Annotated in this window: 21 protein-coding genes; 9 read left to right on the forward strand and 12 right to left on the reverse strand. The window is 60.9% G+C overall.

Annotated features, from left to right (window positions below):
• Window positions 1-33: 33 nt before the first annotated feature.
• From CH92_RS09715 to nirB, 3 genes are all read right to left on the reverse strand, one after another.
• Window positions 34-846 carry a formate/nitrite transporter family protein gene (locus CH92_RS09715; protein WP_025241584.1) on the reverse strand — a complete coding sequence of 271 codons (813 nt, stop codon included), beginning with the start codon at window positions 844-846 and terminating at the stop codon, window positions 34-36.
• A gap of 110 nt (window positions 847-956) precedes the next feature.
• Entirely contained in the window at window positions 957-1,334 is a 378-nt protein-coding gene (gene nirD, locus CH92_RS09720) for a nitrite reductase small subunit NirD (RefSeq protein WP_025241585.1), read from the reverse strand.
• Entirely contained in the window at window positions 1,334-3,907 is a 2,574-nt protein-coding gene (gene nirB / locus CH92_RS09725; protein WP_025241586.1) for a nitrite reductase large subunit NirB, read from the reverse strand. Before nirB ends, nirD begins: the two co-directional genes overlap by 1 nt.
• 580 nt (window positions 3,908-4,487) lie before the next feature.
• Here nirB and CH92_RS09730 point away from each other — a divergent pair.
• Window positions 4,488-5,312, forward strand: a complete 825-nt coding sequence (locus CH92_RS09730; RefSeq protein WP_051517601.1) for an aldo/keto reductase — start codon at window positions 4,488-4,490, stop codon at window positions 5,310-5,312.
• 175 nt (window positions 5,313-5,487) lie between these two features.
• On the forward strand, window positions 5,488-6,834 hold the full coding sequence (locus CH92_RS09735) for an esterase-like activity of phytase family protein (protein WP_025241588.1): 1,347 nt from the start codon (window positions 5,488-5,490) through the stop codon (window positions 6,832-6,834).
• Between the two features lie 122 nt (window positions 6,835-6,956).
• Here CH92_RS09735 and CH92_RS09740 read toward each other — a convergent pair whose 3' ends face one another.
• On the reverse strand, window positions 6,957-7,991 hold the full coding sequence (locus tag CH92_RS09740; RefSeq protein WP_025241589.1) for an NADP-dependent oxidoreductase: 1,035 nt from the start codon (window positions 7,989-7,991) through the stop codon (window positions 6,957-6,959).
• A gap of 477 nt (window positions 7,992-8,468) precedes the next feature.
• Here CH92_RS09740 and rfbD point away from each other — a divergent pair, with 477 nt between their 5' ends.
• The 3 genes from rfbD to CH92_RS09760 all read left to right on the forward strand — a co-directional run bounded on the left by rfbD (window position 8,469) and on the right by CH92_RS09760 (window position 12,033).
• Complete coding sequence (gene rfbD / locus CH92_RS21465; RefSeq protein WP_051517555.1) at window positions 8,469-10,550, forward strand: dTDP-4-dehydrorhamnose reductase; 2,082 nt, start codon at window positions 8,469-8,471, stop codon at window positions 10,548-10,550.
• Between the two features lie 119 nt (window positions 10,551-10,669).
• Window positions 10,670-11,836, forward strand: coding sequence for an SAF domain-containing protein (locus tag CH92_RS09755; RefSeq protein WP_025241590.1), 1,167 nt, complete (start codon window positions 10,670-10,672; stop codon window positions 11,834-11,836).
• Entirely contained in the window at window positions 11,836-12,033 is a 198-nt protein-coding gene (locus CH92_RS09760) for a hypothetical protein (RefSeq protein WP_025241591.1), read from the forward strand. The genes CH92_RS09755 and CH92_RS09760 overlap by 1 nt, the downstream gene beginning before the upstream one ends.
• Before the next feature lie 33 nt (window positions 12,034-12,066).
• Here the strand turns inward: CH92_RS09760 and CH92_RS09765 are convergent, their stop codons facing one another.
• Window positions 12,067-12,282 carry a hypothetical protein gene (locus CH92_RS09765; protein ID WP_025241592.1) on the reverse strand — a complete coding sequence of 72 codons (216 nt, stop codon included), beginning with the start codon at window positions 12,280-12,282 and terminating at the stop codon, window positions 12,067-12,069.
• Between the two features lie 215 nt (window positions 12,283-12,497).
• Window positions 12,498-12,872: a YgaP family membrane protein gene (locus CH92_RS09770; protein ID WP_025241593.1), complete on the reverse strand. Its 375-nt coding sequence runs from the start codon at window positions 12,870-12,872 to the stop codon at window positions 12,498-12,500.
• 589 nt (window positions 12,873-13,461) lie between these two features.
• On the opposite strand from CH92_RS09770, the gene hppD reads away from it, so the two are divergent.
• Window positions 13,462-14,541, forward strand: coding sequence for a 4-hydroxyphenylpyruvate dioxygenase (hppD, locus tag CH92_RS09780; protein ID WP_025241595.1), 1,080 nt, complete (start codon window positions 13,462-13,464; stop codon window positions 14,539-14,541).
• Between the two features lie 41 nt (window positions 14,542-14,582).
• Here hppD and CH92_RS09785 read toward each other — a convergent pair whose 3' ends face one another.
• The 3 genes from CH92_RS09785 to CH92_RS09795 form a co-directional block, all read right to left on the reverse strand.
• Window positions 14,583-15,857 carry an NAD(P)/FAD-dependent oxidoreductase gene (locus CH92_RS09785; RefSeq protein WP_025241596.1) on the reverse strand — a complete coding sequence of 425 codons (1,275 nt, stop codon included), beginning with the start codon at window positions 15,855-15,857 and terminating at the stop codon, window positions 14,583-14,585.
• A 14-nt stretch (window positions 15,858-15,871) separates the two neighbouring features.
• Entirely contained in the window at window positions 15,872-17,341 is a 1,470-nt protein-coding gene (nhaC, locus tag CH92_RS09790) for a Na+/H+ antiporter NhaC (RefSeq protein WP_025241597.1), read from the reverse strand.
• A 95-nt stretch (window positions 17,342-17,436) separates the two neighbouring features.
• Complete coding sequence (locus CH92_RS09795) at window positions 17,437-18,393, reverse strand: ornithine cyclodeaminase family protein (protein ID WP_025241598.1); 957 nt, start codon at window positions 18,391-18,393, stop codon at window positions 17,437-17,439.
• A gap of 96 nt (window positions 18,394-18,489) precedes the next feature.
• Between CH92_RS09795 and CH92_RS09800 the strand changes: the two genes are divergently transcribed.
• Window positions 18,490-19,383: a helix-turn-helix transcriptional regulator gene (locus CH92_RS09800; RefSeq protein ID WP_200869649.1), complete on the forward strand. Its 894-nt coding sequence runs from the start codon at window positions 18,490-18,492 to the stop codon at window positions 19,381-19,383.
• A 41-nt stretch (window positions 19,384-19,424) separates the two neighbouring features.
• Here CH92_RS09800 and CH92_RS09805 read toward each other — a convergent pair whose 3' ends face one another.
• Entirely contained in the window at window positions 19,425-20,213 is a 789-nt protein-coding gene (locus CH92_RS09805) for an alpha/beta fold hydrolase (RefSeq protein ID WP_025241600.1), read from the reverse strand.
• A gap of 318 nt (window positions 20,214-20,531) precedes the next feature.
• Window positions 20,532-21,236 carry a pirin family protein gene (locus tag CH92_RS09810; RefSeq protein WP_025241601.1) on the reverse strand — a complete coding sequence of 235 codons (705 nt, stop codon included), beginning with the start codon at window positions 21,234-21,236 and terminating at the stop codon, window positions 20,532-20,534.
• A 174-nt stretch (window positions 21,237-21,410) separates the two neighbouring features.
• Between CH92_RS09810 and CH92_RS09815 the strand changes: the two genes are divergently transcribed.
• Both CH92_RS09815 and CH92_RS09820 read left to right on the forward strand, forming a co-directional pair.
• Entirely contained in the window at window positions 21,411-22,340 is a 930-nt protein-coding gene (locus tag CH92_RS09815; protein WP_025241602.1) for a LysR family transcriptional regulator, read from the forward strand.
• Between the two features lie 249 nt (window positions 22,341-22,589).
• A complete protein-coding gene (locus CH92_RS09820; protein WP_025241603.1) occupies window positions 22,590-23,150 on the forward strand; it encodes a TetR/AcrR family transcriptional regulator in 561 nt (186 codons plus the stop codon).
• 112 nt (window positions 23,151-23,262) lie between these two features.
• On the opposite strand, the gene CH92_RS09825 is transcribed toward CH92_RS09820, so the two are convergent.
• Window positions 23,263-24,477: an MFS transporter gene (locus tag CH92_RS09825; protein ID WP_025241604.1), complete on the reverse strand. Its 1,215-nt coding sequence runs from the start codon at window positions 24,475-24,477 to the stop codon at window positions 23,263-23,265.
• Window positions 24,478-24,579: the final 102 nt, after the last annotated feature.

Consider the following 24,579-nt stretch of genomic DNA (forward strand, 5'->3'; position numbering starts at 1 on the left):
GAACCCCGGACAGGCCGGGGCTCGTTGGGCTACTCAGCGCAGGGCGCGCTTGGGTGCAGTTTTAATGTGGGTGGTATAGAGCGTCAGGCCGGTGAATGCCAGACCGCCTACCAGGTTACCCAACGCGGTGGGGATCTCGTTCCAGATCATGTAATCCATGACCGAAAATTCGCCGCCCATGATCATCGCCGAAGGAAACAGGAACATGTTCACCACCGAATGCTCGAATCCCATATAGAAGAACAGCATGATCGGCATCCACATGGCGATCGCTTTGCCGCTGACCGTCGTGGAGATCATTGCGCCAACCACGCCCATCGAAACCATCCAGTTGCACAGCATGCCGCGCAGAAAAATGGTCGCCCAGCCCGCCGCGCCGAATTCGGCGTAGCCCAGGGTGCGTGCTTCGCCGATATGGGAAATCTTTTCGCCTACAGCGCCGGGGTCGGTGGAAAAGCCCATGGTGAAGACGAAGGCCATCATCACGGCCACGGTCAGCGCGCCGGCGAAGTTGCCGAGGAATACCAGCCCCCAGTTGCGCAGCACGCCATTCACCGTCACGCCCGGACGCCTGTCGAGCAGCGCCAACGGAGTCAACACGAACACGCCGGTCAGCAGATCGAAGCCCATCAGGTACAGCATGACGAAACCGACCGGGAAGAGCATGGCGCCTACCAGCGGCGCGCCCGTCTGCACCGTGATGGTGATAGCGAAGACCGCCGCGAGGGCGAGGATCGCGCCGGCCATGAAGGCCCGAATCAAGGTGTCCCGGGTAGACATGTAGATCTTGGACTCACCGGCGTCGACCATTTTGGTGACGAATTCCGAAGGGATAATGTAGGACATAGTCGATTCTCTGTATTGGCGATCCGGTCCCGACTGGAGTCGGGTTTCTCTTTTCATCGAGCCCTTGTGCGGCACTGGCGTACCGCAACAGAGGGCCAGCGGGATAAGGCTCAGCCTGCGGCGATTTCCACGGCCTCACCGTTCAGGCGCACGGGCCAGACTTGCAATTGCTGTTCCGGGTATTCCAGGCAGCTGCCATCGGCCAGGCGGAAGTGCTGCTTGTACAGCGGCGAGGCGATTACCAGATCGCCCTTGAGCTGCCCCAGAATGCCGCGGCCGATGACGTTGGCGCCGGACTTGGGGTCCTTGTTGGCAATGGCGAACACCTGCTCGCCGGTCTCGGTCTCGGGCAGGTGAAACAGCGCCACCTGCTTGTCATCGAGCCAGGCGACCACGCCTGAATTGGCCACCAGATCGCGACGGCTGCATAACGCCCGCCAGCTGACGTTTTCACTCGGTTGCATGCGTACAGCGTTGGACTGGCTCATCAGAGCACCTCCTCGGTTACGGGAATCAGGTGAAGTTCATGTGCGTGCACCGGCCGGCGCTGGCCGCGTTCCTTGACGAAGTGGATGTCCGGGTCGCCGCGCTGGTCGTTGACGAAGGTGCGGAAGCGCTTGAACTTTTCCGGATCCTTGATGGCGTTGGCCCACTCGCATTCGTAGCGGTCGACCACCAGCTGCATCTGCGCTTCCAGTTCGGCGGCGAGGTTCAGGCTGTCGTCGATGACGACTTCCTTGAGGTAGTCGAGGCCACCCTCCAGGGATTCACGCCACACCGAGGTGCGCTGCAGCTTGTCCGCGGTGCGGATGTAGAACATCAGGAAGCGGTCGATGTAACGGATCAAGGTCTCGTCATCGAGGTCAGTGGCGAACAGCTCGGCGTGCCGCGGACGCATGCCACCGTTACCCGCGACGTACAGGTTCCAGCCGTGCTCGGTGGCGATGACGCCGATGTCTTTGCTCTGTGCCTCGGCACATTCGCGGGTGCAGCCCGACACGCCGAACTTGATCTTGTGTGGCGAGCGCAGGCCCTTGTAGCGATCCTCCAGGCGCAGCGCCATGCCGACGCTGTCCTGCACGCCGTAGCGGCACCAGGTGCTGCCGACACAGGATTTAACCGTGCGCAGGGATTTGCCGTAGGCGTGACCGGTCTCGAAGCCAGCCTCGATCAGCTCGCCCCAGATATCTGGCAATTCATGCAGCTGAGCGCCGAACAGGTCGATGCGCTGGCCGCCGGTGATCTTGGTGTAGAGGTCGTATTTCTTGGCGACGGCGCCGAGGGCGATCAGCTTGTCCGGGGTGATTTCACCGCCGGCGATGCGTGGCACCACCGAGTAGGTGCCGTTCTTCTGCATGTTCGCCATGAAGGTGTCGTTGGTGTCCTGCAGCGGGATCAGGCCGGGGTCGGTGATTGGCTGGTTCCAGCAGGAGGCGAGAATCGAGCCCACCGCCGGCTTACAGATATCGCAACCGGTGTGGCCACGACCGTGCTTGGCCAGCAGCTCGTTGAAACTGATGATGCCCTCGACGCGGACGATGCCGTACAGCGCCTGGCGGGTGTGAGCGAAGTGCTCGCACAGGCTCTTGTCGACTTCGACGCCACGGGCGGTCAGTTCATGCTCGAAGACCTGTTTGAGCAGCGCACTGCAACCGCCGCAGCCGGTGCCGGCCTTGGTTGCGGCTTTGAGTTCGCCGAGGTCGGTGATGCCGGCGTCGACCTGACAGCAGACGGCGCCCTTGGTGACGTTGTGGCAGGAGCAAATGGTCGCGGTGTCGGGCAGGGCATCGGCGCCCAGCGTTGGTGCGCCATCCGACAGCGGCAGGATCAGGCTGGACGGATCGGCCGGCAGCCTGATGCCGTTCTGTGCGTACTGCAGCAGGGTGTCGTAGTAGCTGTTGTCGCCGATCAGCACGGCACCGATGACGCGCTTGCCGTCCTCGGAGAGCACCAGCCGGCGGTAGCTGGCGTTGGCTTCGTCGATAAAGCGGTAGCTCTTTGCGCCGGGCGTAGCGGCGTGTGCATCGCCGATGGAGCCGACGTCGACGCCGAGCAGCTTGAGTTTGGTCGACATATCGGCGCCGCAGAATGGCTGGTGCGACTCCCCACAGAGCAGCGCGGCGAGGTTACGCGCCATGGTGTAGCCGGGGGCGACCAGGCCGAAAACCATGCCGTTCCAAGAGGCGCATTCGCCGATGGCGAAGATCGACGGGTCGCTGGTGCGGTAATCGGCGTCGATCACGATGCCGCCGCGCGGTGCGATCTCCAGCTCGGCGCTGCGGCCGAGTGCATCCTGCGGGCGAATGCCAGCGGAAAAGACGATGAGGTCGGTTTCCAGATACTCACATCTACCATCAGCGCCATCGTTGAAGTTCATTCGGTAGGCGTATTCCTCACCGATGACGATTTCCTGGGTGGCACGGGACAGGTGAACGCCCACACCCAGCGCTTCGATACGGGCCTTGAGCGCCTTGCCGCCTTCATCATCGAGCTGCACCGGCATCAGGCGCGGGGCGAACTCGACGACATGGGCTTCGAGGCCGAGGGATTTGAGCGCATTGGCCGCTTCCAGGCCAAGCAGGCCGCCACCGACGACCACGCCGCGCTTGGCGTTGCTGGCCGCGGCGCGAATCGCGTCCAGATCGTCCAGGGTACGGTAGACCAGGCGAGAGTTACCCTCGGCGCCTGGAATCGGCGGCACGAACGGGTAGGAACCGGTGGCCAGGATCAGTTTGTCGTAGGGCTGGCGGCCGTCGCCGGTGACCACTTCCTTGCGCTCACGGTCGATTTCCAGCACCTGCACACCGAGGTGCATATGCACGCCGTGGGTGGCGTAGTAGTCGGCTTCGCACATGGCCAGCGATTCGGCGTCGCGGCCACCGAAATATTCGGAGAGATGAACCCGGTCATACGCGCGCTGGCGTTCTTCGCCATAGACATGGATGTGATACTGGCCAAGGGCGCCGCGCTCGACCAACTGCTCAACGCAGTGGTGACCCACCATCCCGTTGCCGATGACGACCAGCGTTTCACTCTTGATCGGGGTGACGATTGCGTTCATGACCGGTTCCTCCGTCGAAGCCGTGTTCGGCGTCGTCGTACAAAAACAAAAAAGGCGCCTGGAGCTGTCGGGCAGCTCCAGGCGCCTTTGCCTGGTATTTGGAATTTGTGGGGTGATATGCGAGCGACGTTGCCCGTTGCACCCGTCCCGTGCCGTTTGAGGCTTATGGTCTTCGTTGACCGCGGGAGGCTCTGCCGAATCGCTCGGCAGGCGTTGCTTAGGCCATAGCAGGTTGCGTGCCAGCGACCTTGAAGGAGGGCGTGAGGGCGGGGCTGCGCGGGGTTGGTGGGCTGAAGCCCACCCTGCGGGACAAGGCTGTTGTAGGGTGGGCTTCAGCCCACCGTCAAAGCTGAACCACAAAGGTGCGGAATCGTGAAAAGCTCCCTTTTTTGGGGCGATATGCCGAGTGACTTCATCGGTAATCGCCTGGCGCAGCTATACGGAGCCGAACCTTGCGCGTTGAGCTCGGTCAGTACACGACCTTCCGGTCGCGGCATGGCTATGATTGCCGCTGACCTCAATCCAGACGAATCGTGGAGATCACTTGAACAAGGTCGTTGAACAACCCTTGCTGTTGGGCATGATGCGCCTGATGCAATACCCCGAGCTGGCGCAGCCGCGAGCATTGCTGAGCTTTCTCGAGCGCTGCGTCGAGCGTGGCGTGAGCGCTTTCGATCACGCTGACATTTATGGTTCCGGTGAATGCGAGGCGCATTTTGGCGCCGCGCTGAAGCTGCAACCGGCGTTGCGCCAGCAGATCCAGTTGATCGGCAAGGCCGACATCGTGCCAGCCACGCAGGATCGATCCCGCTGGCAGGTCAAGCATTACAACACCCAGGCGGCGTACCTAACCGAGGCAGTCAACGGCTCCCTGAAGCGGCTCGGCGTGGAGCGCTTGGACGGCTTCCTGCTGCATCGACCGGACCCTTTGCTGCAGATCGATGAAGTTGCCCGGGCGCTGAACGATCTGGTCGGCAGCGGCAAGGTCGGCTGGCTTGGCGTATCCAACGCCGAGCTGCTGCATTGCCAGACGCTGGCGCGCGAGTTGCCCCTGCGCTGCAATCAGATCGAGCTGTCGTTGCAGGCTCAGGAAACCGTATGGGACGGACGCTTGCATGCGATGGAGAGTGAGGGTCTGCACGTGCTGGCTTGGTCGCCCATGGGCGGTGGACGTTTCGGCGCCAATTTGCAGCAGGCACTCGAAGAAGTCGGCGCGGCACTGGGCGCTACTGCCAATCAGGTCGCCCTGGCCTGGCTGCGCAAGCTACCCGGCAAGCCGGTGCCTATACTCGGCAGCCTCCGTTGGGAGCGGATCGAGGAAGCGCTGCAGGGCGCCGAGCTGCGGCTGGATACCCAGGCCTGGTTCTATCTCGCTCAGGCGGCACGTGGACATGAGGTGGCCTGAGGCGACAGCTTGAGGTTAGTTGCATCGCCTAATCGAGTGGTCTAGCGTCAGCTAGCCGACGCTGCGTCAGGTTTAGCCATATTGCTGACACAGTCATTTCCTAAGGTTGTTCTCTGATGCCAGGCCGCCGTGCATGTCGCGCGGCGCCGGCTCCGACCGGATGGAGACTCCCTACATGCGTATCCCGAAGCTGCTGGTCGTGGCGCTTGCCGCTGCGATCTCCGCCCCTGCGATGGCCGCCAGCAACACCTTGGTAGGGTGGGCCATGATGCCCGCCGACACCTTCTCCGACGGTCCGACATCGGCTCAGATGGCCAACGCCAACCCCTACGGCACCTTCGTGCCACCGTATGAAAATCGTCAGCCGGTGCAGGGCTTTTCCGCCGTGTTGCCAGGCGCGGATGAACACAGCTTCATCTTCATGACCGACAACGGCTTCGGTGGTCAGACGAACTCTGCGGACGCGCTTTTGCGGCTTTACAGCGTGCGGCCTGATTTCCGTACGGCCAGCGGCGGGAGCGGGAAAGTCAGTGCGAGCGACTATTTCAGCGGTGCGCCACTGGCTCGCTTCACCCACACGTCGCGCCTCACCCTGAACGACGTCAATCAGAAGCTTGAGCTGCCGATCCAGGCAGATTACCGCTTCTATTACAACGACGGCTCCAAGCCAGGCGTCGACAGCTCAATTGAGTTTGGCCGCTTGCTCACGGGCGCCGATCTGGATATCGAGTCGGTGCGTCGGGACAAGAACTGCGCGATGTGGTTTGGCGATGAGTTCGGCCCTTATTTGATCAAGACCGACGCCTCCGGCACCGTCACCCGCAGCGCCGTCTCACTGCCGGGTGTCTACGCGCCGCAGCACGCCGATGTAGTGGCGGGGCGAGCAACCGCCAACCTGGGCGGGTCCGGCGGTTTCGAAGGCATGGCGATCAATCCGCGCGGTGACCGCCTGTACGCGCTGCTGGAGAAAACGATCAACGGTGATGCGGGCGGTACCTTGCGTATCAACGAGTTCGACATCGATCAGGAGCGCTACACCGACAATGTGTTTTTCTACCGTCTGCAGGAACCCGAACACGCCATTGGCGACATGACTGCGATCGACGAGACGCGCTTCCTGGTCATCGAGCGCAACGGCGCAACCGCCACTAACGGCATTCCGTTCAAGAAGATCTACCTGATCGACATCCGCGGTGTCGCCAGTGGCGCGGAAGTGCGCAAGACCGAAGTGGTCGACCTCATGCAGCTGGCCGATCCCGACGACTTGAACGGCGACGGTCAGCGCACCTTTACATTTCCCTACGTGACCATTGAAAGCGTGTTGCCGCTGGATTCGCGCACCTTGTTGGTCACCAACGACAATAATTTCCCTTATGGAGGAGGGCGGACCCTGAATGCAGATGTAACCGAATTTCTGAAGATCCGCCTGGCCAAACCGATTGCTGGGGTCCGCCCGCCGCACCAGCGACAGGCCAGAGATACACGCCGTTGCGATGTGTCGGCTGGCCCGAGCCATGGCTGATTCGCTTGAGGCGCAGGTGAGGGCCGTTCTGAGGACCAAGCGACGCTGCACTTCAGCTGTCCGGCGCTCACCGCGTTTGGGTGGGCGTTAGCCCACCCGAATAAAGCGCAGCGACAGGCCGATCAAGCTTCGCCCACCTGGACCACCAGCTTGCCGAAGTTTTTACCTTCGAGCAGGCCGATAAACGCCTCGGAGGCGTTTTCCAGGCCTTGCACTATCTGCTCGCGGTACTTGATCTTGCCCTCGGCATACCATGCGCTCATGTCGCGGGCGAACTCGTCGTAGCGGTGGCCGTAGTCGTTGAAGATGATGAAGCCCTGCATGCGCATGCGCTTTTTCAGAATGGTGTCGAGCAGCAGGGGCAGGCGGTCCGGCCCGTCCGGCAAATCGGTGCTGTTGTACTGGGCAACCACGCCGCAGATCGGCACTCGAGCACTGGTATTGAGCAAGGGCAACACGGCATCGAATACCTTGCCGCCGACGTTCTCGAAATACACATCGATGCCGTCCGGGCAGTGCTTGGCCAAGTGCTGCGCGAATTCGTCCGCGCGATGATCGATACACGCATCGAAACCAAGCGTCTCGACCGCATGCCGGCACTTCTCGGGCCCGCCAGCGATGCCCACCACATGACAGCCTTTCAGCTTGCCGATCTGCCCTACCGTGGCACCCACCGGTCCGGTGGCGGCAGCGACCACCAGCGTTTCCCCGGCCTTCGGCTGACCGATATCGAGAAGCCCCATGTAAGCGGTGAAGCCCGGCATGCCCAGCACGCCCAGGGCATGGGACGGATGGGCCATTTCCCGGTCGAGCTTGAGCAAACCTTCACCATTGGACACGGCATAGTCCTGCCAGCCGTTGCCACTGAGCACCCAGTCGCCTTCCCGGTAATCCGCGTGGCGGGACTCGACGACCCGACTGACCGTGCCGCCGACCATGACATCACCTACTTCCAGGGGCGGGGCATAGGAAGGCCCGGCGCTCATCCGACCACGCATGTAAGGGTCTAGAGACAGATAAACGGTGCGCAGCAGCAACTGGCCGTCCTCGGGTTTGGGGACTGGCCCGGTTTCCAGGCGGAAATTATCGGTCGTCGGTGCGCCATGAGGGCGAGAGGCGAGGTGAACGCGACGGTTGTGTTGCGGATTCTGGATCATCGAGCATGTCTCCACTGTCAGGGCAACGTTTAGCCGATAGGGTTAATGGTCTTGAGCAGCCGTGTCGATGTGCAACGGGGCGGCCACGCACGCTCTGTTCAATACGAAATCATTCGTTGCCAAGCTGCCCAGCATCTGAACGGGGCGGATCTGCCAAGTTCGGGATGCGTTTTGCGATGGGCGCCCAGCTACCGCTGCCAGCGAGGCGCACCCCGGAAAAGAACCGCGCTTGGGCGACTTCCGAATAGGCTGCAATGGTCTTTCTTTACACATGTCAATAGCTAACGGTCGGTTTAGGCGTCATTTCGTTGCGAGGCACTGAACCTCATTCGTCTTCCTCGGTCCGACCTGAGCGCTGTGCTCAAACCCAGAGAAAGCGCCGCAGCGGCATCTGGCGCGACCCCTGTTATCGCGGCCGGGTGACAAAACGACCAGACCGAAATGACACCTGCCTCTCGATCACGGACCAAGCGACCTATGGATCAGATATACGCCGTTGTACTGTCGTACAAACGTAAAGGCTTGCTTAAGCGTTGCCTGGACGGCATCAGCGCTCAAACCCGGCCATGCGACGCCATTATCGTCGTCGATAACGCCAGTCATGACGGGACCGAGGAGATGCTGCTCGAGTCAGGAATTGCAAACCTCAAGGTATACGTACTGTCGCGCAATACCGGTGCCTCGGGAGGTTTCAGTGCCGGGTTTCGCATCGCCTACCAACAGGGTGCCGATTTTGTCTGGATGATGGATGACGATGTCATTCCCGAGCCGGATGCCTTGGAACAGTTGGTCGAGGCTGATAAGCGGCTTCGTGCGCGTGACAAACCACACTCATTCCTCGTTTCGACGGCTCATACCGAAGACGGGCTACTGACCAATGTTCCTCGCATCGATGAACGTACCAATGCCATTGATTATGAGAATTGGCCAGCACTGCTCGACATCGGGGTGATTCCCGTGCGTCCGGCTACCTTCGTCTCGATCCTCGTCCCTCGGACGTCGTTACGGCAGCATGGCCTGCCTATCGCACCCATGTTCATGTGGGGCGACGATACCGAATTCACCTTGCGCATCACCCAGGAGGTACCGGGTTATCTGGTGGCGGCGAGCAGGGTGCTGCATATGCGACGGGTCAGCGGTGCCATCGATATTCTCCGAGAGACGGACCCGGACCGGGTGGCGTTGCATCGACATCTGGTGCGCAATGAACTATTCGTGGCGCGCAAATACTTTCGTAAGCGCCGAATGCTGGGGTTGCTGGCTTCACGCCTAGGGCAAGCTGCGCAAATGCTGCAGCGTGGTCAATTCGGCAAAGCCAGGATCGTGATGAGTGGTCTGCTTGAAAGCGTACGCTTCTCGCCGGAACCAGAAGGGGCCGACGCACCGGTGGAGGCGCTGGGTGTAAGCGTACGCGAACTGATCCCAAAGTCGTTGAGCGCTGCCTCGACGACGGTTGATCCGCGGACTCCCTCCGAGACGCCATCAGCCTTGGCGAGCGAACCTTCCGCGGAGCCGGAAAAGCTGGAAGCAACACATCCCCCACAACCCAGGCCGAACATGCGCGTCCTGGTATGCGGCGCGGGTGGCCAAGTGGGCCGTTGTCTGGTCAATCAAGCCGCCAGCTTTGGGCTGGAGGCCATCGGGCTGACGCGTCAGGATCTCGATATCACCGTGCCTGCGCAGATCAATCAGGCGATCGAACGCTACCAGCCGGCGCTGATCATCAACGCAGCGGCGTATACCAACCTCGATCATGCCGAAGCCGAGGTCGTCCATGCCGAAGCGGTGAACCGCGACGGTGCCGCTAATCTGGCTCAGGCCGCCAGGCACTTCGGAATTCCATTGTTTCACCTGTCCAGCGAATACGTCTTCAAGGGAGACGCCTCGGTGCCTTATCGGGAATCCGACCCGGCAGTGCCGATCTGTGTGTACGGCGAAACGCGACGGGCAGGGGAGATCGCCATCAGCGAGACACTGGATCGATACCTGATTCTGCGCACCAGCTGGATCTATGGCGAGCACGGCAACAACTTCGTCAAGACCATGCTGAATCTCGGTCGCAAGACCGACGAAATTTCAGTCGTCAGTGATCAGATCGGCTGCCCGACCCGCTCACGCAGTGTCGCGCGGGTGCTGATCGAATTGGCGCTGCGCTACTGCCGCGACGGCGATCTCGAATGGGGGCTTTATCATTACAGCGGCACTTCGCCCTGTTCGTGGGCTGAGTTCGCCGTCGAGGTTTTCCGCGAAGCCGAGCGGGCCGGCCTGATCGACAAGGCGCCTCACGTGTTGCCGGTAACCAGTGGGAGCCTGCCCCGCGCTGCGGCCAGGCCCGCCTGGTCGGTGCTCGATTGCAGCCGGATTGAAAGCACCTTTGGTATCAAGCCCAAGCCATGGCGCGACGAACTGCGCCATGTGATCAGGCAAATGAGCGACGTGCCATCGACTCCGTTCGGACCGGTGCCAAGCCGTGTGCCATTCAGGACCTATCCGCAAATTGGCGGTGAAGGGCCTAGCCTGGCCCAGTTTGCGGTCGCGCAAGGAGCAGGCCAACGCTGAGCCGTGCAGGGTGGAAAAACTTTTTCCGAATGTAACGGTCTGAGCTTCACGTTTAAGCAAATGGAATTCCGTGGATGAGCGATTCAGCTGTTAGACGCGTGGGTGTTTCAGGCACAGGGATGATCTCGCACTGTTTCGTTCGACTGATCATGCAGCACTACAAGGATCTGCAGATCAGCCGGGTCCTGACCCGTAGAAGTATCGGGACCTTGGGCGATTTTCCTCTCCAGGAGGTTTTGACGAACTCCATCGACGAACTCATCGAGCACTCGGACATCATCGTCGAGTGTACAGGCGACGTGTTCTTCGGAACGGAAGTGATCGAGCGCGCATTCGAAGCCGGACTGCCGGTCGTCACCGTCAATGCGGAGCTTCAGGTCACCACCGGTTCCTATCTGTCTGGTAAAGGATTGCTGACTGAAGCCGAGGGCGATCAGCCCGGCTCATTGGCCGCGTTGCGCGAGGAGGCCTTGCAAATGGGCTTTCAGCCGCTCGTATACGGCAATATGAAGGGCTACCTGAACCACAATCCGAGCCGCGAGGACATGGCCTACTGGGCCAAGCGGCAGGGCATCAGCATCGAGCAGACCACCTCTTTCACCGATGGCACCAAAGTGCAGATCGAACAGGTGGTGGTCGGTAATGGTTTCGGCGCGACCATTACCCGACGCGGCCTGGAAGGCTTGGCCTCCACCGACCTGAACCGTAGCGGTAACGTCCTTGGACTGATCGCCGATGGCCTCGGCCAGCCCATCGTCGATTATGTTCTGCCCAGCGGCTATCCGGCTGGTGGGGTTTTTCTGGTCTGCCGGCACGACCAAGAGCAAGCCCCGGCGATCGAATACTTCAAGTTGGGCCCTGGTCCGTACTATGTGCTGACGCGTCCGTTTCACCTGTGCTCGCTTGAGGTCGGAAAGACGGTGCGCCGCGTTCTGGCCGGTGGTGGCGTGCTGCTGAATAACTCTGTTCAGCCCACCTTGGGTGTCGCGGCGGTAGCCAAGCGCGACATGAAAGCCGGCGAAGTGATCAGCCGGGGTATCGGCGGCTTCGATGTGCGTGGCGAAGCGGTGCGGCTAATCGATGAGCTCGATCATGTGCCCATCGGTCTGCTGCGCAATACCGTGCTCAAGCGAGCCGTCGAGCCAGGCCAATTGATCACCTTCGACGACGTCGATATTCAGCCTAGCCGCGCTTTAGACCTCGTTTTTCAACAGCGTCATAAAGTGATGGAGCGGGACGAGTCGCGCATTCGCCCGGATGGGATTGTTCAGCAGGCCCAGAAATAATGAAGAAGATTCAAGACGAGGCGGAAATATGGGCTGACGGCTACAGCTTCGTCGAGTTCCAGCGAACCGGGACCGGTCTGATTCCTTATCACCACGAGTTCCGCTCCTCAACCCCAGCGCCGCCAGTCGCATCGCCGTTGCGTTTGGCACAGGGCGAATCAGAGAGTGGTTGGACACCCTGGGTTTTTCTTGCGTGAAGAGTGGTGGTGCGGCTCATGCCAACCGTGGAGTCACACGGGTCGGGACTGATTACCCAGCGTCGCGGTTGCACCCATTTCACTGACAGCGGTGAGGAAGTCTCGCGCTATGCGAACGACCGCACCTCCGAAACTGGCGGCTTCGTTCTGGGCATCCTGCTCATTTTGAAACACCGCCAATACGCTGCCGTATGAGTAAACGACTCCCCAGCTGCCAGCGTCGTCGGTATCCATCTTCGTTATGTCCATGATGTCTTCCTAGGGTTTTACCAATGTGACGGAATCACGTCGCATAGATATCATGCCGTCAAAACATCGACAATCACCGTTCGGCGGCAGGTCCAAACGCCAGCTTCGACACCGACAAAAGCCAAGCTGCTGCGCGTCGGTCGCAGCCTGGCACCTTCCGTCAATATGGCTTTCATCAGTGGTGAGCAGAGCGTTGCCCAACTCACCAGCGCCCTCTATCGGCTGACGTTGTGCCGCTCGCCTGGGTGCGTTTCATGCCCCATCGGCGTGGTATTGGGAAGCGTCACTTCGGGCTCTAAGAAGTCAGGGCTGTGCACTTCAGAGTCGAGGGGCATATGGCTATAGCGCTGCTTGTTTGCCACGTTCTGATGTCGCTCTTGCTGGTCGGCCTCGGTCAGGATGCGCTTGGCCTCACAGCGCCCGCTGATGCCGCGGGTCAGTGCCATGCCGCCCATGGCCAGTTGCAGCAGCCCACTCAAACCGCCGTGCCGCACGCCTCTGCCCAGCAGCATCAGTCCAGCGCGGATCGAAGCCGCACGCTCCCAGCCATGCACGTTCTGTGATGCGGTTTTGTCGAGATATCGATTCACGGTCGCTCCTTATATAGGTTGTGTGTGTCACAGGTTCGGCATCGTCGTGCGGTAACTCGTTCTGGGAAGGGGATGAATGGTGTGTTCGATCATTTGGAGTCACTGTTGTGAGCCACCGATAAAGGCTTGACAGCCGGGCATGGCTGCCGCAGATTTCGCTAAACGTAATTCAATTACGCAAACAAAATGGCGTTCGATAAATCAGACGCGCTCTTGCACCCAGTCGTGGCAAAGAATATGGATCCGTATACCGCTTACCGTACTGCTTGGTCTGGCCGGCTCCGGAACGCTTTGGCAGCCGGAGCGGTGGGCGACGTGGCCGCTCCGGTGGTCCGGTTCCGCCACGCTGGTGAACATGAGCAATTGCTTCGCCTCACGCTGACCCAGCAGCGCGGGGCGGTGGTGTCGCGATCCGCTGATTTGCGGCGGTCATTCGGCGAAGCCTCAGTGACCGCCGAATGAAAATCCTTGGCTTCCGTCTCACCCTCGGCGATCACCTCGGTCGCAGCGTTCGGGGTATTTCCTGTGCACCGCCGGGCTGACGCTTTCGCGTCGACCCTCTCATGCACAGTTAATCAAGGAGCCAATCATGGCCGATCTGTTTGAAAACCCAATGGGCCTCATGGGCTTCGAGTTCATCGAATTCGCCTCGCCCAACCCGAACGTCATCGAGCCAGTGCTGGAAAGCATGGGTTTCTCCCATGTCGCCAACCACCGCTCGAAAGACGTGGCGCTGTACCGTCAGGGTGAAATCAACGCCATCGTCAACCGCGAGTCCAAGGGCATCGCGGCGTATTTTGCCGCCGAGCACGGCCCGTCGGTGTGTGGCATGGCCTTCCGCGTGAAGGATGCGCAGAAGGCCTATACCCGTGCGCTGGAGTTGGGGGCGCAAGCCATTGAACTGCCCACCGGGCCGATGGAGCTGCGTCTGCCAGCGATCAAGGGTATCGGCGGTGCGCCGCTGTATCTGGTCGACCGTTTCGGCGAAGGCAGCTCCATCTACGACATCGACTTTGTTTTTCTCGAAGGCGTTGATCGTCATCCAGTGGGTGCTGGCCTAAAGATCATCGATCACCTGACCCACAATGTGTACCGGGGCCGCATGGTCTACTGGGCGGACTTTTACGAGAAGTTGTTCAACTTCCGCGAGATCCGCTACTTCGATATCAAAGGCGAGTACACCGGCCTGACTTCCAAGGCCATGACCGCGCCGGACGGCATGATCCGCATCCCGCTCAACGAGGAATCGTCGAAGGGCGCGGGGCAGATCGAGGAGTTTCTGATGCAGTTCAACGGCGAGGGCATTCAGCACGTGGCCTTCCTCACCGATGACCTGATCCAGACCTGGGACAAGCTGAAGGCCAGCGGCACGGTGTTCATGACCGCACCGCCGGAAACCTACTACGAGATGCTCGAAGGGCGCCTTCCCAACCACGGCGAGCCGGTGGAGGAGTTGAAGTCGCGCGGCATCCTGCTCGACGGCGCAGAAGAGAATGGCGAGCAGCGACTGTTGCTGCAGATATTCTCCGGCACCGTGCTGGGTCCCGTGTTCTTCGAGTTTATCCAGCGCAAGGGCGACAGCGGCTTCGGCGAAGGCAACTTCAAGGCGTTGTTCGAATCCATTGAGCGTGATCAGATCCAGCGTGGCGTGCTAAGCACCACTGAGTGATCGAACGGGCGGCAGCCGGGTACGGCTGCCGTTATCTTTGGCTATGCCTTGGTGAACCGGTCGACCCGATAAGGCTGCGGGTCTATCGCAGGCGTCTCGCCGCAGAGCAGACTGACTACGACTTCCGCCGTGATTGCCGCCTGGGTCAACCCGAGGTGCTGGTTGCCGAAGGCAAATAGCAGGTTGGAATAGGCTGGATGGCGGCTGATGACCGGCAGCGAGTCGGGCAGTGTTGGGCGGTGACCCATCCACTCGCTTTTCTTCATCGACAGCCGTTTAAGTTCGGGTATCAGGGCCTGGCTGTGGCGCAGCAATGTCTTGAAACGGCGCTCGAAGGGAGCGGCCCGCAATCCTCCAATTTCGGTGAACCCCACCGAACGCAAACCTGACGCCACGGGGCTCATGACGAAGTGGCGCTCCGCCGACCCCACGGGACGATTGAGCATTGCGGTCCTGCCGTGCAGGGTCAGGTGATATCCCCGCTCAGCTTCCAGCGGCACATCCAGACCGGCCATATTGATCAGCGACTTGCTCCATGCGCCTGTACAAACAATTGCTTTGTCGCACACAAGGGTTTCCTTGGGGCCTGTCAGCGTGACCTGCCGCGCGTCTGCGTTGAGGCTGTCGATGGACTGCTGAACGAAGCGCCCACCGCGCGCCTCGAACACCCTGAACAGATGCTGGCAGAGCAAATACGGATCGCGTACCTGATACGCGTTGGGAAAGAACAGCGCGTGAGACACCGTCGTGCTCAGCGCCGGCTCTAACTCAGCGATGCGATCGGCCTCGACCAGGACGCTCTCGATGCCCCAACTTTGCAGGTAGCGGCTGTGCTCCGCGGCTTCGCGCCGACGTGAGGCTGATTCCCAAACCAGCAGATAACCGGACTTCTGCAGGTGATCGCTACCGTCAACGTCTTGCAAGGTGCGCTTCCAGGCATCAATCGCCTCGCCGTTGAGTTGCCGTAAGCCTCGCCTGGACTGTTCGACCTGCTCAGGCTTGGCCGCTGCGAGAAAGCGCAACAGCCAGGGCAGGCTGCGGTGCAGATAGCGAATCGGCAGGGCCAGTGGGCCGTTCGGATCGAGCAGCATGCGCGGCGCTCGCTGGATCGTCTCGGGTTTGGAGAGCGGGTCGATCAGTTCTGTCGCCAGATACCCCGCGTTGCCGAACGATGCGCCTTTGCCTGGTTCACCTCGGTCGACCAGTGTCACCCGGTAGCCTTTTCGCTGTGCCTGGAGTGCCGTGCACAGCCCGACGACACCTGCACCGATAACGGCAACACTTGAGCGGGTATCCGTGTTGGCTTGGGTTTGCATGGCGTCATTCCTGATCACTGCTCGGTCACCGGCTCTAGTCTCGTCGTGCCGCTGTCGGCCGACACCTCGTTCTCCGCACGTTTGCAGAACCATCCCAACTGGGCATAAACGATGCCGATCAGCGGGGACAGCCAGCAGGCGAATGCCAATGGGGCGTAGAGGAGATTGCTGTAGTCGCCCGCCGCCACGGCCAATCCAAGCGTGCCGATCACGAAGGCCCCACCGGCGTTCCACGGAATCAGCGGAGACATCAGGGTGCCGCCTTCTTCGATGGCGCGGGACAGATTGAGACGGCTATAGCCTAGACGGTCGTATTCGGGACCGTACATCCGCCCCGGTAAGGCGATCGACAGGTAGACGTCACCTGCGACGGCGTTGGTTGCGATCGAAGTCAGGATCGCGTTGCGTTGCAGGCCCTTGATGCCGTGGCTCATCCGCATTACCGCCGATACCACTGTTTCCAGGCACCGAGTTCGTTCCAGGGCGCCGCCGAAGGCCAGCGCGAACATCATCAGCGTAACCACCCAGGTCATCGAAGTCACACCCCCTCGATTGAGCAGGCTGGTCAGTGCCTCGCTGCCAATTTCGGTCTTGAAACCGCTGTGGGCGAAGGTCAGCAGTTCGTTGAAGCTGTAGTCGTAATTGATGAAGGCAACCACGCTGCCCAACGCAAAACCGGTGAACAGAGCGGGAATCGGAGCAACCTTGAAAAACGCCAGCGTCATGACCACGATGAGCGGGACCAGCGCCAGGAAACCCAAGTCGAACTGCGCTTGAAGACCCTCCTTGAGTAGACGAATCTGCTCCAGTTGGCTTTCGTCAATCATCGACTGCCCACCTACGAACAGATAGATCACAAAGGCGATCAACATCGCCGGAATCGTGGTCGGCATCATGTTGCGGATGTGGTCAAACACATTAGTTTCGGTCACGGCTGCAGCAAGATTGGTGGTGTCCGACAAGGGCGATACCTTGTCGCCGAAAAATGCACCGGATACCACCGCGCCTGCGACCCAATAGAGCGGAATGCCGAACGCCGTACCGATGCCCACAAGAGCAAGGCCGATGGTGCCAACCGTGGTCCAGCTCGAGCCGATCGCCAGCGAGACGAGTGAGCAGAGCAGCATGCATGCCGCGAGGAACCAGGCCGGGTTTATCAATTCCAGCCCGTAATAGATCAGCATCGGTACGGTGCCGCTTGCGATCCATACACTGACGAGCATGCCGACCAGGATAAGTGTGGCAATCGCAGGCATGGCGACGTGCAGCACATGGAAGGCGCCGGCTTCGATGTCCTTCCAGCGATAGCCCTGGATCCAGCCCACGACTCCGGTAATTGCAAAGCCAATGGCCAACGGAATGTGAGGCGTGAAGTCACCGTAGTAGATGATCTGCAGGCTGAGCAGCCCGATGGTGAGCACGATGGGAAGCAGGGCCAGCCAAATGTTGGGTGGGGCGATAGTGGGGAAGGTGGTGTCCGTCATATCTGCACTCCGTCGATGAGCGGCCTTGGGCCGCCATCCGTTCGTTATTGTTCTGTGGATGGTGCCAAGCAGGGCGTATCTGAAGCGGTGCTAGCTCAGCGCTGATTTCGATGGACGAGGATCGCCGCCGCTAAATCTTCTCGCGAATCGCCGACGGATTTGAAAATCGTCATCGCTTCGGCAGGGTTCGCCAATGCAGCGCGTCCAGCATGCTGCCCTCGACAGAGCTCGCTCAGTTCCGCGACGATTGCCTCGGGACGGAATGCGCCCTGGTTGATTGGAATGATCAAATCACCGGTTTCGGACAGTGCACCCGCGCGGGTGTCAACGAATACGTCGCAGCGCTGCAGGGCGCGGTTGTCCGTTTCTCGCATGCTCGGGGTAAAACTTCCGATCAGGTCCAGATGCACGCCAGGATTCAACCAGTCGCCCAGAATCACCGGCTCGGTCGCCAGGGTTGCGCAGCTGATGATGTCAACCTCACCCGCAACGTGCTGGAGCCGGTCGTCCCGACAAACCTTGGCATCGATGTCTGCCGCTTTGAGTTCAGCGACCAACTCGCGGGAAGCGGCTTCGTTGCGGTCCCAGACATGGATTCGGTTGATTGGGCGTACGCTCATGTGAGCGGGAATCAGACGGCGACCCATACGGCCGGCCCCGACCATCAACAAGCTGTTGGCGTTTTCGCGGGAGAGCAGGCGCGACGCCAGGGCAGACGCGGCCGCGGTCCGCCGAGCGGTCAGCTCGTTACCTTCGAAAAGTCCGAGCGGCTGGCCGGTTTTCCCACAACTGAGCAGGTAATGGCTGCTCAAGCCGGGCAGGTGGCGGCTGTTGTTCCCCGGGAAGACGTTGACCTGCTTGACGCCCAGATACTCGCCTTCGATCCATGCTGGCATCAGCAAAAGCGTGGCCTCTGGCTCACCGGGTACGTTCATGAAGTGATGGTGCCGAACGGGAGAACAGACATCCTCCCGGGCGAATACATCGGTCAGCGCTTCGATCAAGCTTGGCCATGGCAGGGCATCTCGGACTTGCTCGGCGTTCAGTTGCATGGCGGCGGTTTCCGTTGTTTAGTGTGTGCGGGTGCCCGGGGGAGCAGGCGTTTACCTTCTGGCACCCTCATCGTATTCACATCACGCACCGCGTCATTGACCCTATCGCCGGAGTCCTATACTCAAGCTATGAATCGATTCGGGGAAACGCCCCCTCACACCGATGTGTCGAGAAGTCAGGCGCGTCGTAACGTGATTGCCTGTCAGAGCGGCGAGCATCTTCATGAGTACGCTCAGGTTCTGTTCGGCTGGCGCGGGCGGATGGATTGTGAGTTCGAACATGCCGCCGGCCGGTTGGCTATTGGCAAGGCAGCCTTGGTGCCGGCTTCCGCCGCCCACGTGTATGCCGGATTGAGTGAGGAAAGTGAGCTGCTGGTGCTTGACGTGGCATGGGGCGATCCCTTCATCCAGGCGCTGGAGCAGGCATGTGGTATGTCATTTGCGGATACGTTGTTCAGCAGTGCCGATTTCGTTTGTCTGGATGGTGAAACGGTTCCCCTGATCGAATTTGCCGTTACGCAGCTGAAGCGAGCGGAAGGGCAGGGCCGCGCCATGGTGACGTGCCAGTTGATCACCATGCTCATGACTCAACTGTCGCAGCTGTGTTCGTCCGGTATCGCCCAAGTGCCCATGCATGCGCGTCTCGATCTCGCCGAACTGAACCGTATGATCAATGGACGGCTATATCAGCCGCCTACCAACGGCGAGCTGGCCGCTCAGGCGAACCTTAGTGAAAGCCATTTCAGTTGCGTATTTCAGAGCCAATACGGCATTACGCCGCAACAACATGTGATGCGCCTTCGCATGCGCCGCGCACAGTTTTTGCTACTCAACAGCGCCATGTCGCTTTCGGCCATTGCGGCCGAAATTGGCTTCGCCGACGCCTCCAGCTTCTCGCGGGCTTACAAGTGTCGCTTCAATGAGACACCCGGTTCTTTGCGCAGCGCTCGACCCACGAGTTGTCGATACTCGAGCGCTACCGAAATATGACACTCGGGCAATAGTCGTCCGTTGCGACAGATTGCGACCCGTCACGCATCCACCGATTTCAAAAAACGCTCAACCGCTTCGAGGACGGCCTTCGGATGCTCCCTGTGTGGGACATGCTGGCAGTTTTCGAGCAGTAACTGGTGTGTCGGGCCTTTACCCAGCGCGGCGATGCGCTGAGGGTGAGCGATGGAGCCGTATTCGTCTTCCAGACCGTGGATCGCCAGTAAAGGGCAGGCGAAGTCGCGTGCGCTGTCTGCAATCGTCCAGCCGGCATAGCTGTCAGACAGCCAGGTATCGATCCACGCCGAGAGGATCCATTGGGCCTTGTCACCATGATATTTGCGCAGCCGTTCCAGTTGACCAGGTTCGGCGAACGCTGCTCGGGCTTGGCGAATGCCCTGAAGAGTCCTGTCTTCGACGAAGGCCAAGGCGGACTCAGCGATCAGCGCGCGGCAATGACGCGGATAGCGCGACGCCAGGCTGGTCGCCATGATGCCGCCCGCGCTGTGGCCGAATGCAATGAAGTACTCGATATCCAGGGCTTGCCACACCTGGGGAAAGAGACGCTCGGCTTCGTCGCGAATGTAATGATTCGACCAGCCACCGGGATGCGGCATGGACCGTCCGAATCCGAGGCGGTCGTAGGCGATGACGTCGCGCGCGGTGGCCGCTGCGAGCCGCTCAGGAAAGTCGCGCCACAGCTCGACGCAGCCGAGGGAGTCATGCAGCAGGACGATTGGCGTCTTGCGCGTGTGGCGCGTACGCCAGCGACGCGTGAAGACCTCGCCGTGTTCGGTTGGCAGGTAGCGGTCTTCAATTGAAACGTTCATCGATGAGTTCCGGGGAGTCCATTGACTGCGATGCCGGATAGCGCGCATGGCTTATGTTTTGCCTGCGTGAAGCGTGCGAGACAATGGTCAAACTCATCAACCTGGCTGAGCGGTTTGGACAATCCCAGCCGTGCATGCATGTGGGGAGATAAATCTTCATCGTTCAGGACATTCGGCCCATGCCTTCGCCTATGTCCTTCCTTCGCCCGGATGTTCGCGGGCTGCGCAGCAATTGAGCCCATCTCGGTGGCCGCGAAAGCCACCGATCCAGGCCCTGCGCAGGAGATACCGTAACTCCCGCACCTGGCGCATTGCCGCTTAGCCGGCAGTGTCCACCAACACCAGTTCGGCATCTTCGTGGGCGGTGATCCTTATGAGCGTCTCGTCGTGGATAGCGGCACCATCGCGCGTTTCCAGCGCCACGCCGTTGATATCCACCTTTCCCTTGGCCGGCACCAGATAACCGTAGCGGCTGGCGTCGGCAAAGCGGTATTCGATCGTCTCGCCGGCCTTCAGGGTTGCGCCCAGCACACGCGCGTCACTGCGGATCGGCAGCGCGTCCTCGTCTTCTTTCAGCCCGCTGGCCAAGGCCACGAACTGGCCGGAACGGTCATCCTTGGGAAACGGCTTGGCACCCCAGGCCGGCGGCTCGCCACGACGGTCGGGGATGATCCAGATCTGGAAGATCTGTGTGACATCCGATTCGAGGTTGTACTCGGAATGGCGGATACCGGTTCCAGCGCTCATCACCTGCACGTCACCTGCCACGGTACGCCCTTTGTTGCCCAGGTTGTCCTCATGGGTGATTGCCCCTTCACGCACATAGGTAATGATCTCCATGTCGGCGTGGGGATGTGGCGGGAAGCCGGTGTTGGCGGCGATGGTGTCGTCGTTCCAGACCCGCAGCGCGCCCCAGTGCACACGCTCCGGATCACGGTACTCGGCGAACGAAAAATGATGCTTGGCATCGAGCCAACCGTGATGGGCGCCACCAAGGGTATTAAAAGGGCGATGTTCGATCATGCTGTTTCTCCAGGTCGATTCGTTTTCGATGGAGCCACTATAGGCAGCAGGAACAATCTTTAGAATGGAATTGATGGAATAAGATACTTTCCATTTCTTAAGCTATTATCAGCCACCTGCTAAGTAACCCGGGGATGTAAGGATTGCCATGATTGGATTAGTTCGAGGCGTGTTATGAAAAGGTTACCGGATCTCGAAGCCTGGGCGATCTTCGCCAAGGTGGCCGAAACGGGTTCCTTCGCCCGGACCGCAGCCGAGCTGGGCCTGTCGCAAGCCACCATTTCCAAGGCCATCACGCGACTGGAGGCGCGCATGAAAACCATGCTCTTCCACCGGACCTCACGGCGGATGTCGCTGACCGAAAGCGGGCATGCCGCGCTGGAGCGCGCCGCTCGCATCCTGGCTGAGGGCGAGGCCGTGGAGGCCGAAGTAACCGAGCAGTCGACCAGCCTGCGCGGGCCCATCCGGATTGCCGCACCGATGTCGTTCGGTGTTTCGCATCTCGCGCCGGTCTTGCCCGAATTCATGGCGCGGCATCCCGACGTGGTGCTTGATGTCAATTTCAGCGACGAGATGGTCGATCTGGTTGCCCAGGGGGTCGATTTGGCTCTGCGAATCTCGACCCTGGCCGATTCCAGTCTGTTGGCCCGGCGGTTATGCACCGTGCGCATTCTGTTGGTCGGCTCACCAGCCTATTTCGAGCGTCATGGGCGTCCCGGCCACCCGCGCGATCTGACCGGGCATCGCATCTTGCAGTACAGCTATTCACGCGGTGGCAGCAACTGGCGTTTTCGCCACAAACGGCATGGCGAATTCGCTCAGGCGCTGTCTGCGTCGCTGCTAGCGAACAATGCCGAGGCGCTGGCACCCGCATTGCAAGCAGGCCTGGGGCTGGCCTTGCAGCCAGAATTCCTGGCCTGGAAGGACATGCAGTCGGGGGCGCTGGAGACGGCGATGGACGATTGGCAAGTCGAGTCGATCGCGCTGCATATCGTGACCCCGCCAGGGCGCAGCCGTCCGGCTCGCGTGCAAGCGCTGATCGAATACCTGGCCGAACGCTTCGCCGCCGCGCCATGGGCGCAGGCCGAGGAAGGGCTGATGTGATCGCCGCTTGAGAAGTCAAGACGCAAGCCGACCCAGGCCGCCGCAGTCATTCGCTTGTCACCGCTTCGGGTAAACGTAGAGGGGCTGGCCCCGTCCGCTGGCCGGGCAACCAGGTGTTCGAATCCTTTGGCCTGTTCCTCGCGACCTTGCGGTCATGGACGGTTGTAGAACTGCCCTCGGCCAAGCGGGCTTGCCCAACTGGCCCAAAGGCGTAGCATGACGGGCAGCATATGAATCGCCGAGGCGCCCATGCGGTATTCCGAAGATCACAAAGCTCAGACCCGTCAGCGCATCGTCGAAGAGGCCGCGCGGCGTTTTCGTCGCGATGGTGTACACGCGACTGGCCTGCAGGCGCTGATGAAAGCGCTGGACCTGACGCACGGTGGGTTTTACGCCCATTTCAAGTCCAAAGATGAGCTGGTCGAGGAGGCACTGCGCTATTGCGCGAGTGAGCTCGACGAAGTCACCACCAGCAGCCTGTCGGGCGACCAACCGCTGGCCACGTTCATTCGTCATTACTTGTCGAAGGGCCACCGCGCCGCGCCGGCGCAGGGCTGCCCGTTCCCCACGCTGTCGGCCGAACTCGGCCAGCGTGGCCAGCCCAGCCCGGTCACCGACGAGTCGGTGAGCAATCGGTTGGCGCAGATTGGCACCCACCTTGAAGATGACCAACATGCGGCGCTGGTGCTCAGTGCCCTGGTCGGTGCGCTGATGTTGTCGCGCAGCGTGGTTGATCCGGAATTGTCCGACCGCTTGCTCGAGGACACCCGCACCAGCCTGCTGAAGCTGACTGGCGCGGATTCAGCCTAGCCGCAGGGCGGTCAGGCGGTCGGCATATATCGCCTGGCCCCGCTGATAGCACTGGTGACCAGTGCCGTTTCTTGGGTGTTGGCGACGTGCATGGACTGCTGGGATTTTGCAATCAGTCGACGCGGGCATCGGCCAGCCGAGCGACGGGCCTTGCGTTGAGAAGATGGAATGCTGCGAAGCCGGCCACCGCGAACAGCAGATGAACGAATAGCAACGGCCAGGCGCTGCCATCGCTCAAGGCCCCGAGCAGCAACCCGCTGCAGGTCGCTCCGGCCATCTGAGCGAAGCCCATGAAGCCGGCAGCCAAGCCCGCCCGGTACGCGTTGGGAATCACCGCGCCGGCCACCGCCGCGGGCAGCACCATGCCGCCTCCCAGGGTCACCAGCAGCTGCGGCGCCGAGAAGCCGATAACACTCAGCCCGAGCAGCCGCTCGACTAACGCCGTAATCAGCGCCCCTCCGGCGACCAGGCCCATTCCGATGCCTACCAACCGCTGTGGCCCGAGCCGGGTGATGTAGCGTTGGGTAATGAAGGCGCCGGCGATCAATCCCGAAACGATGGCGCCGAAGGTAAACCCGTATTCGGCCGGCGTCAGATGCAGCAGGCCGACGTATACCGCCGAAGATCCAGCAATCATGGCGAACATCGCACCATAGGTACCGGCAATGGCCAACGCCAACGCGGAGAAGGCGCGGCTGCCGAGCAAATCGGCGTACTGCCGCGCCAGGGTGCGCAGGCGACCCGCCGTGGGATCGGGTGTCTCGTTGGTTTCGCTGGTCGCCAGCACCACCGCTGTCAGCGTAGAGAGGCCAAGCATCAGCGAAGCGAACAGCGGGGCCTTCCAGCCGCCATAGGCATTAAGTACACCGCCCGCCATCAGAGAAAGCATGATGGTGGCGAGCATGCCAATTACCGTCTTCGCCAGCGCCGGGCCGGCCTGCGCCTGCCAGATGTCTCGCACCATCGCGCGCGCCAGCACGAGACAGGCGCAGGCGCCGAACCCTTGTAGCAGGCGGGCCAAGGTGAACTCAGTCATGCTCGTCGCGGCGAGCATCCACAGCGTCGCCAGGATGTAGACGATCAGGCCAGCGATCATCACCGGTCGCCGGCCGACGCGGTCGGATAACGGGCCGAGCACCAATTGCCCGAGCCCGAAGGCGGCGACGAACGCGGACAGCGCATGCACGCCGCTGCCTGGCACCGCCTCAAGAACCTCTTCCAGCTCGCCGAGGCTCGGGATTATCAGTTGCGTGGAGACCTCGCCCAAGGCTGTCAGCAACACGAGCATGGGCAGCAAGGTGCGTGGAGGTGATGGTGGCTGGGGCATGGTGCTTTCCCTCGATAGATGGTGCTGCATGCTTTACATGATGGTCATCATGTGTTTTATATGTTGACCATAATTCAATGGGGCTTGCAACCGCCCATCCGT

Source organism: Stutzerimonas stutzeri, assembly GCF_000590475.1.
GTDB lineage: Bacteria > Pseudomonadota > Gammaproteobacteria > Pseudomonadales > Pseudomonadaceae > Stutzerimonas > Stutzerimonas stutzeri_D.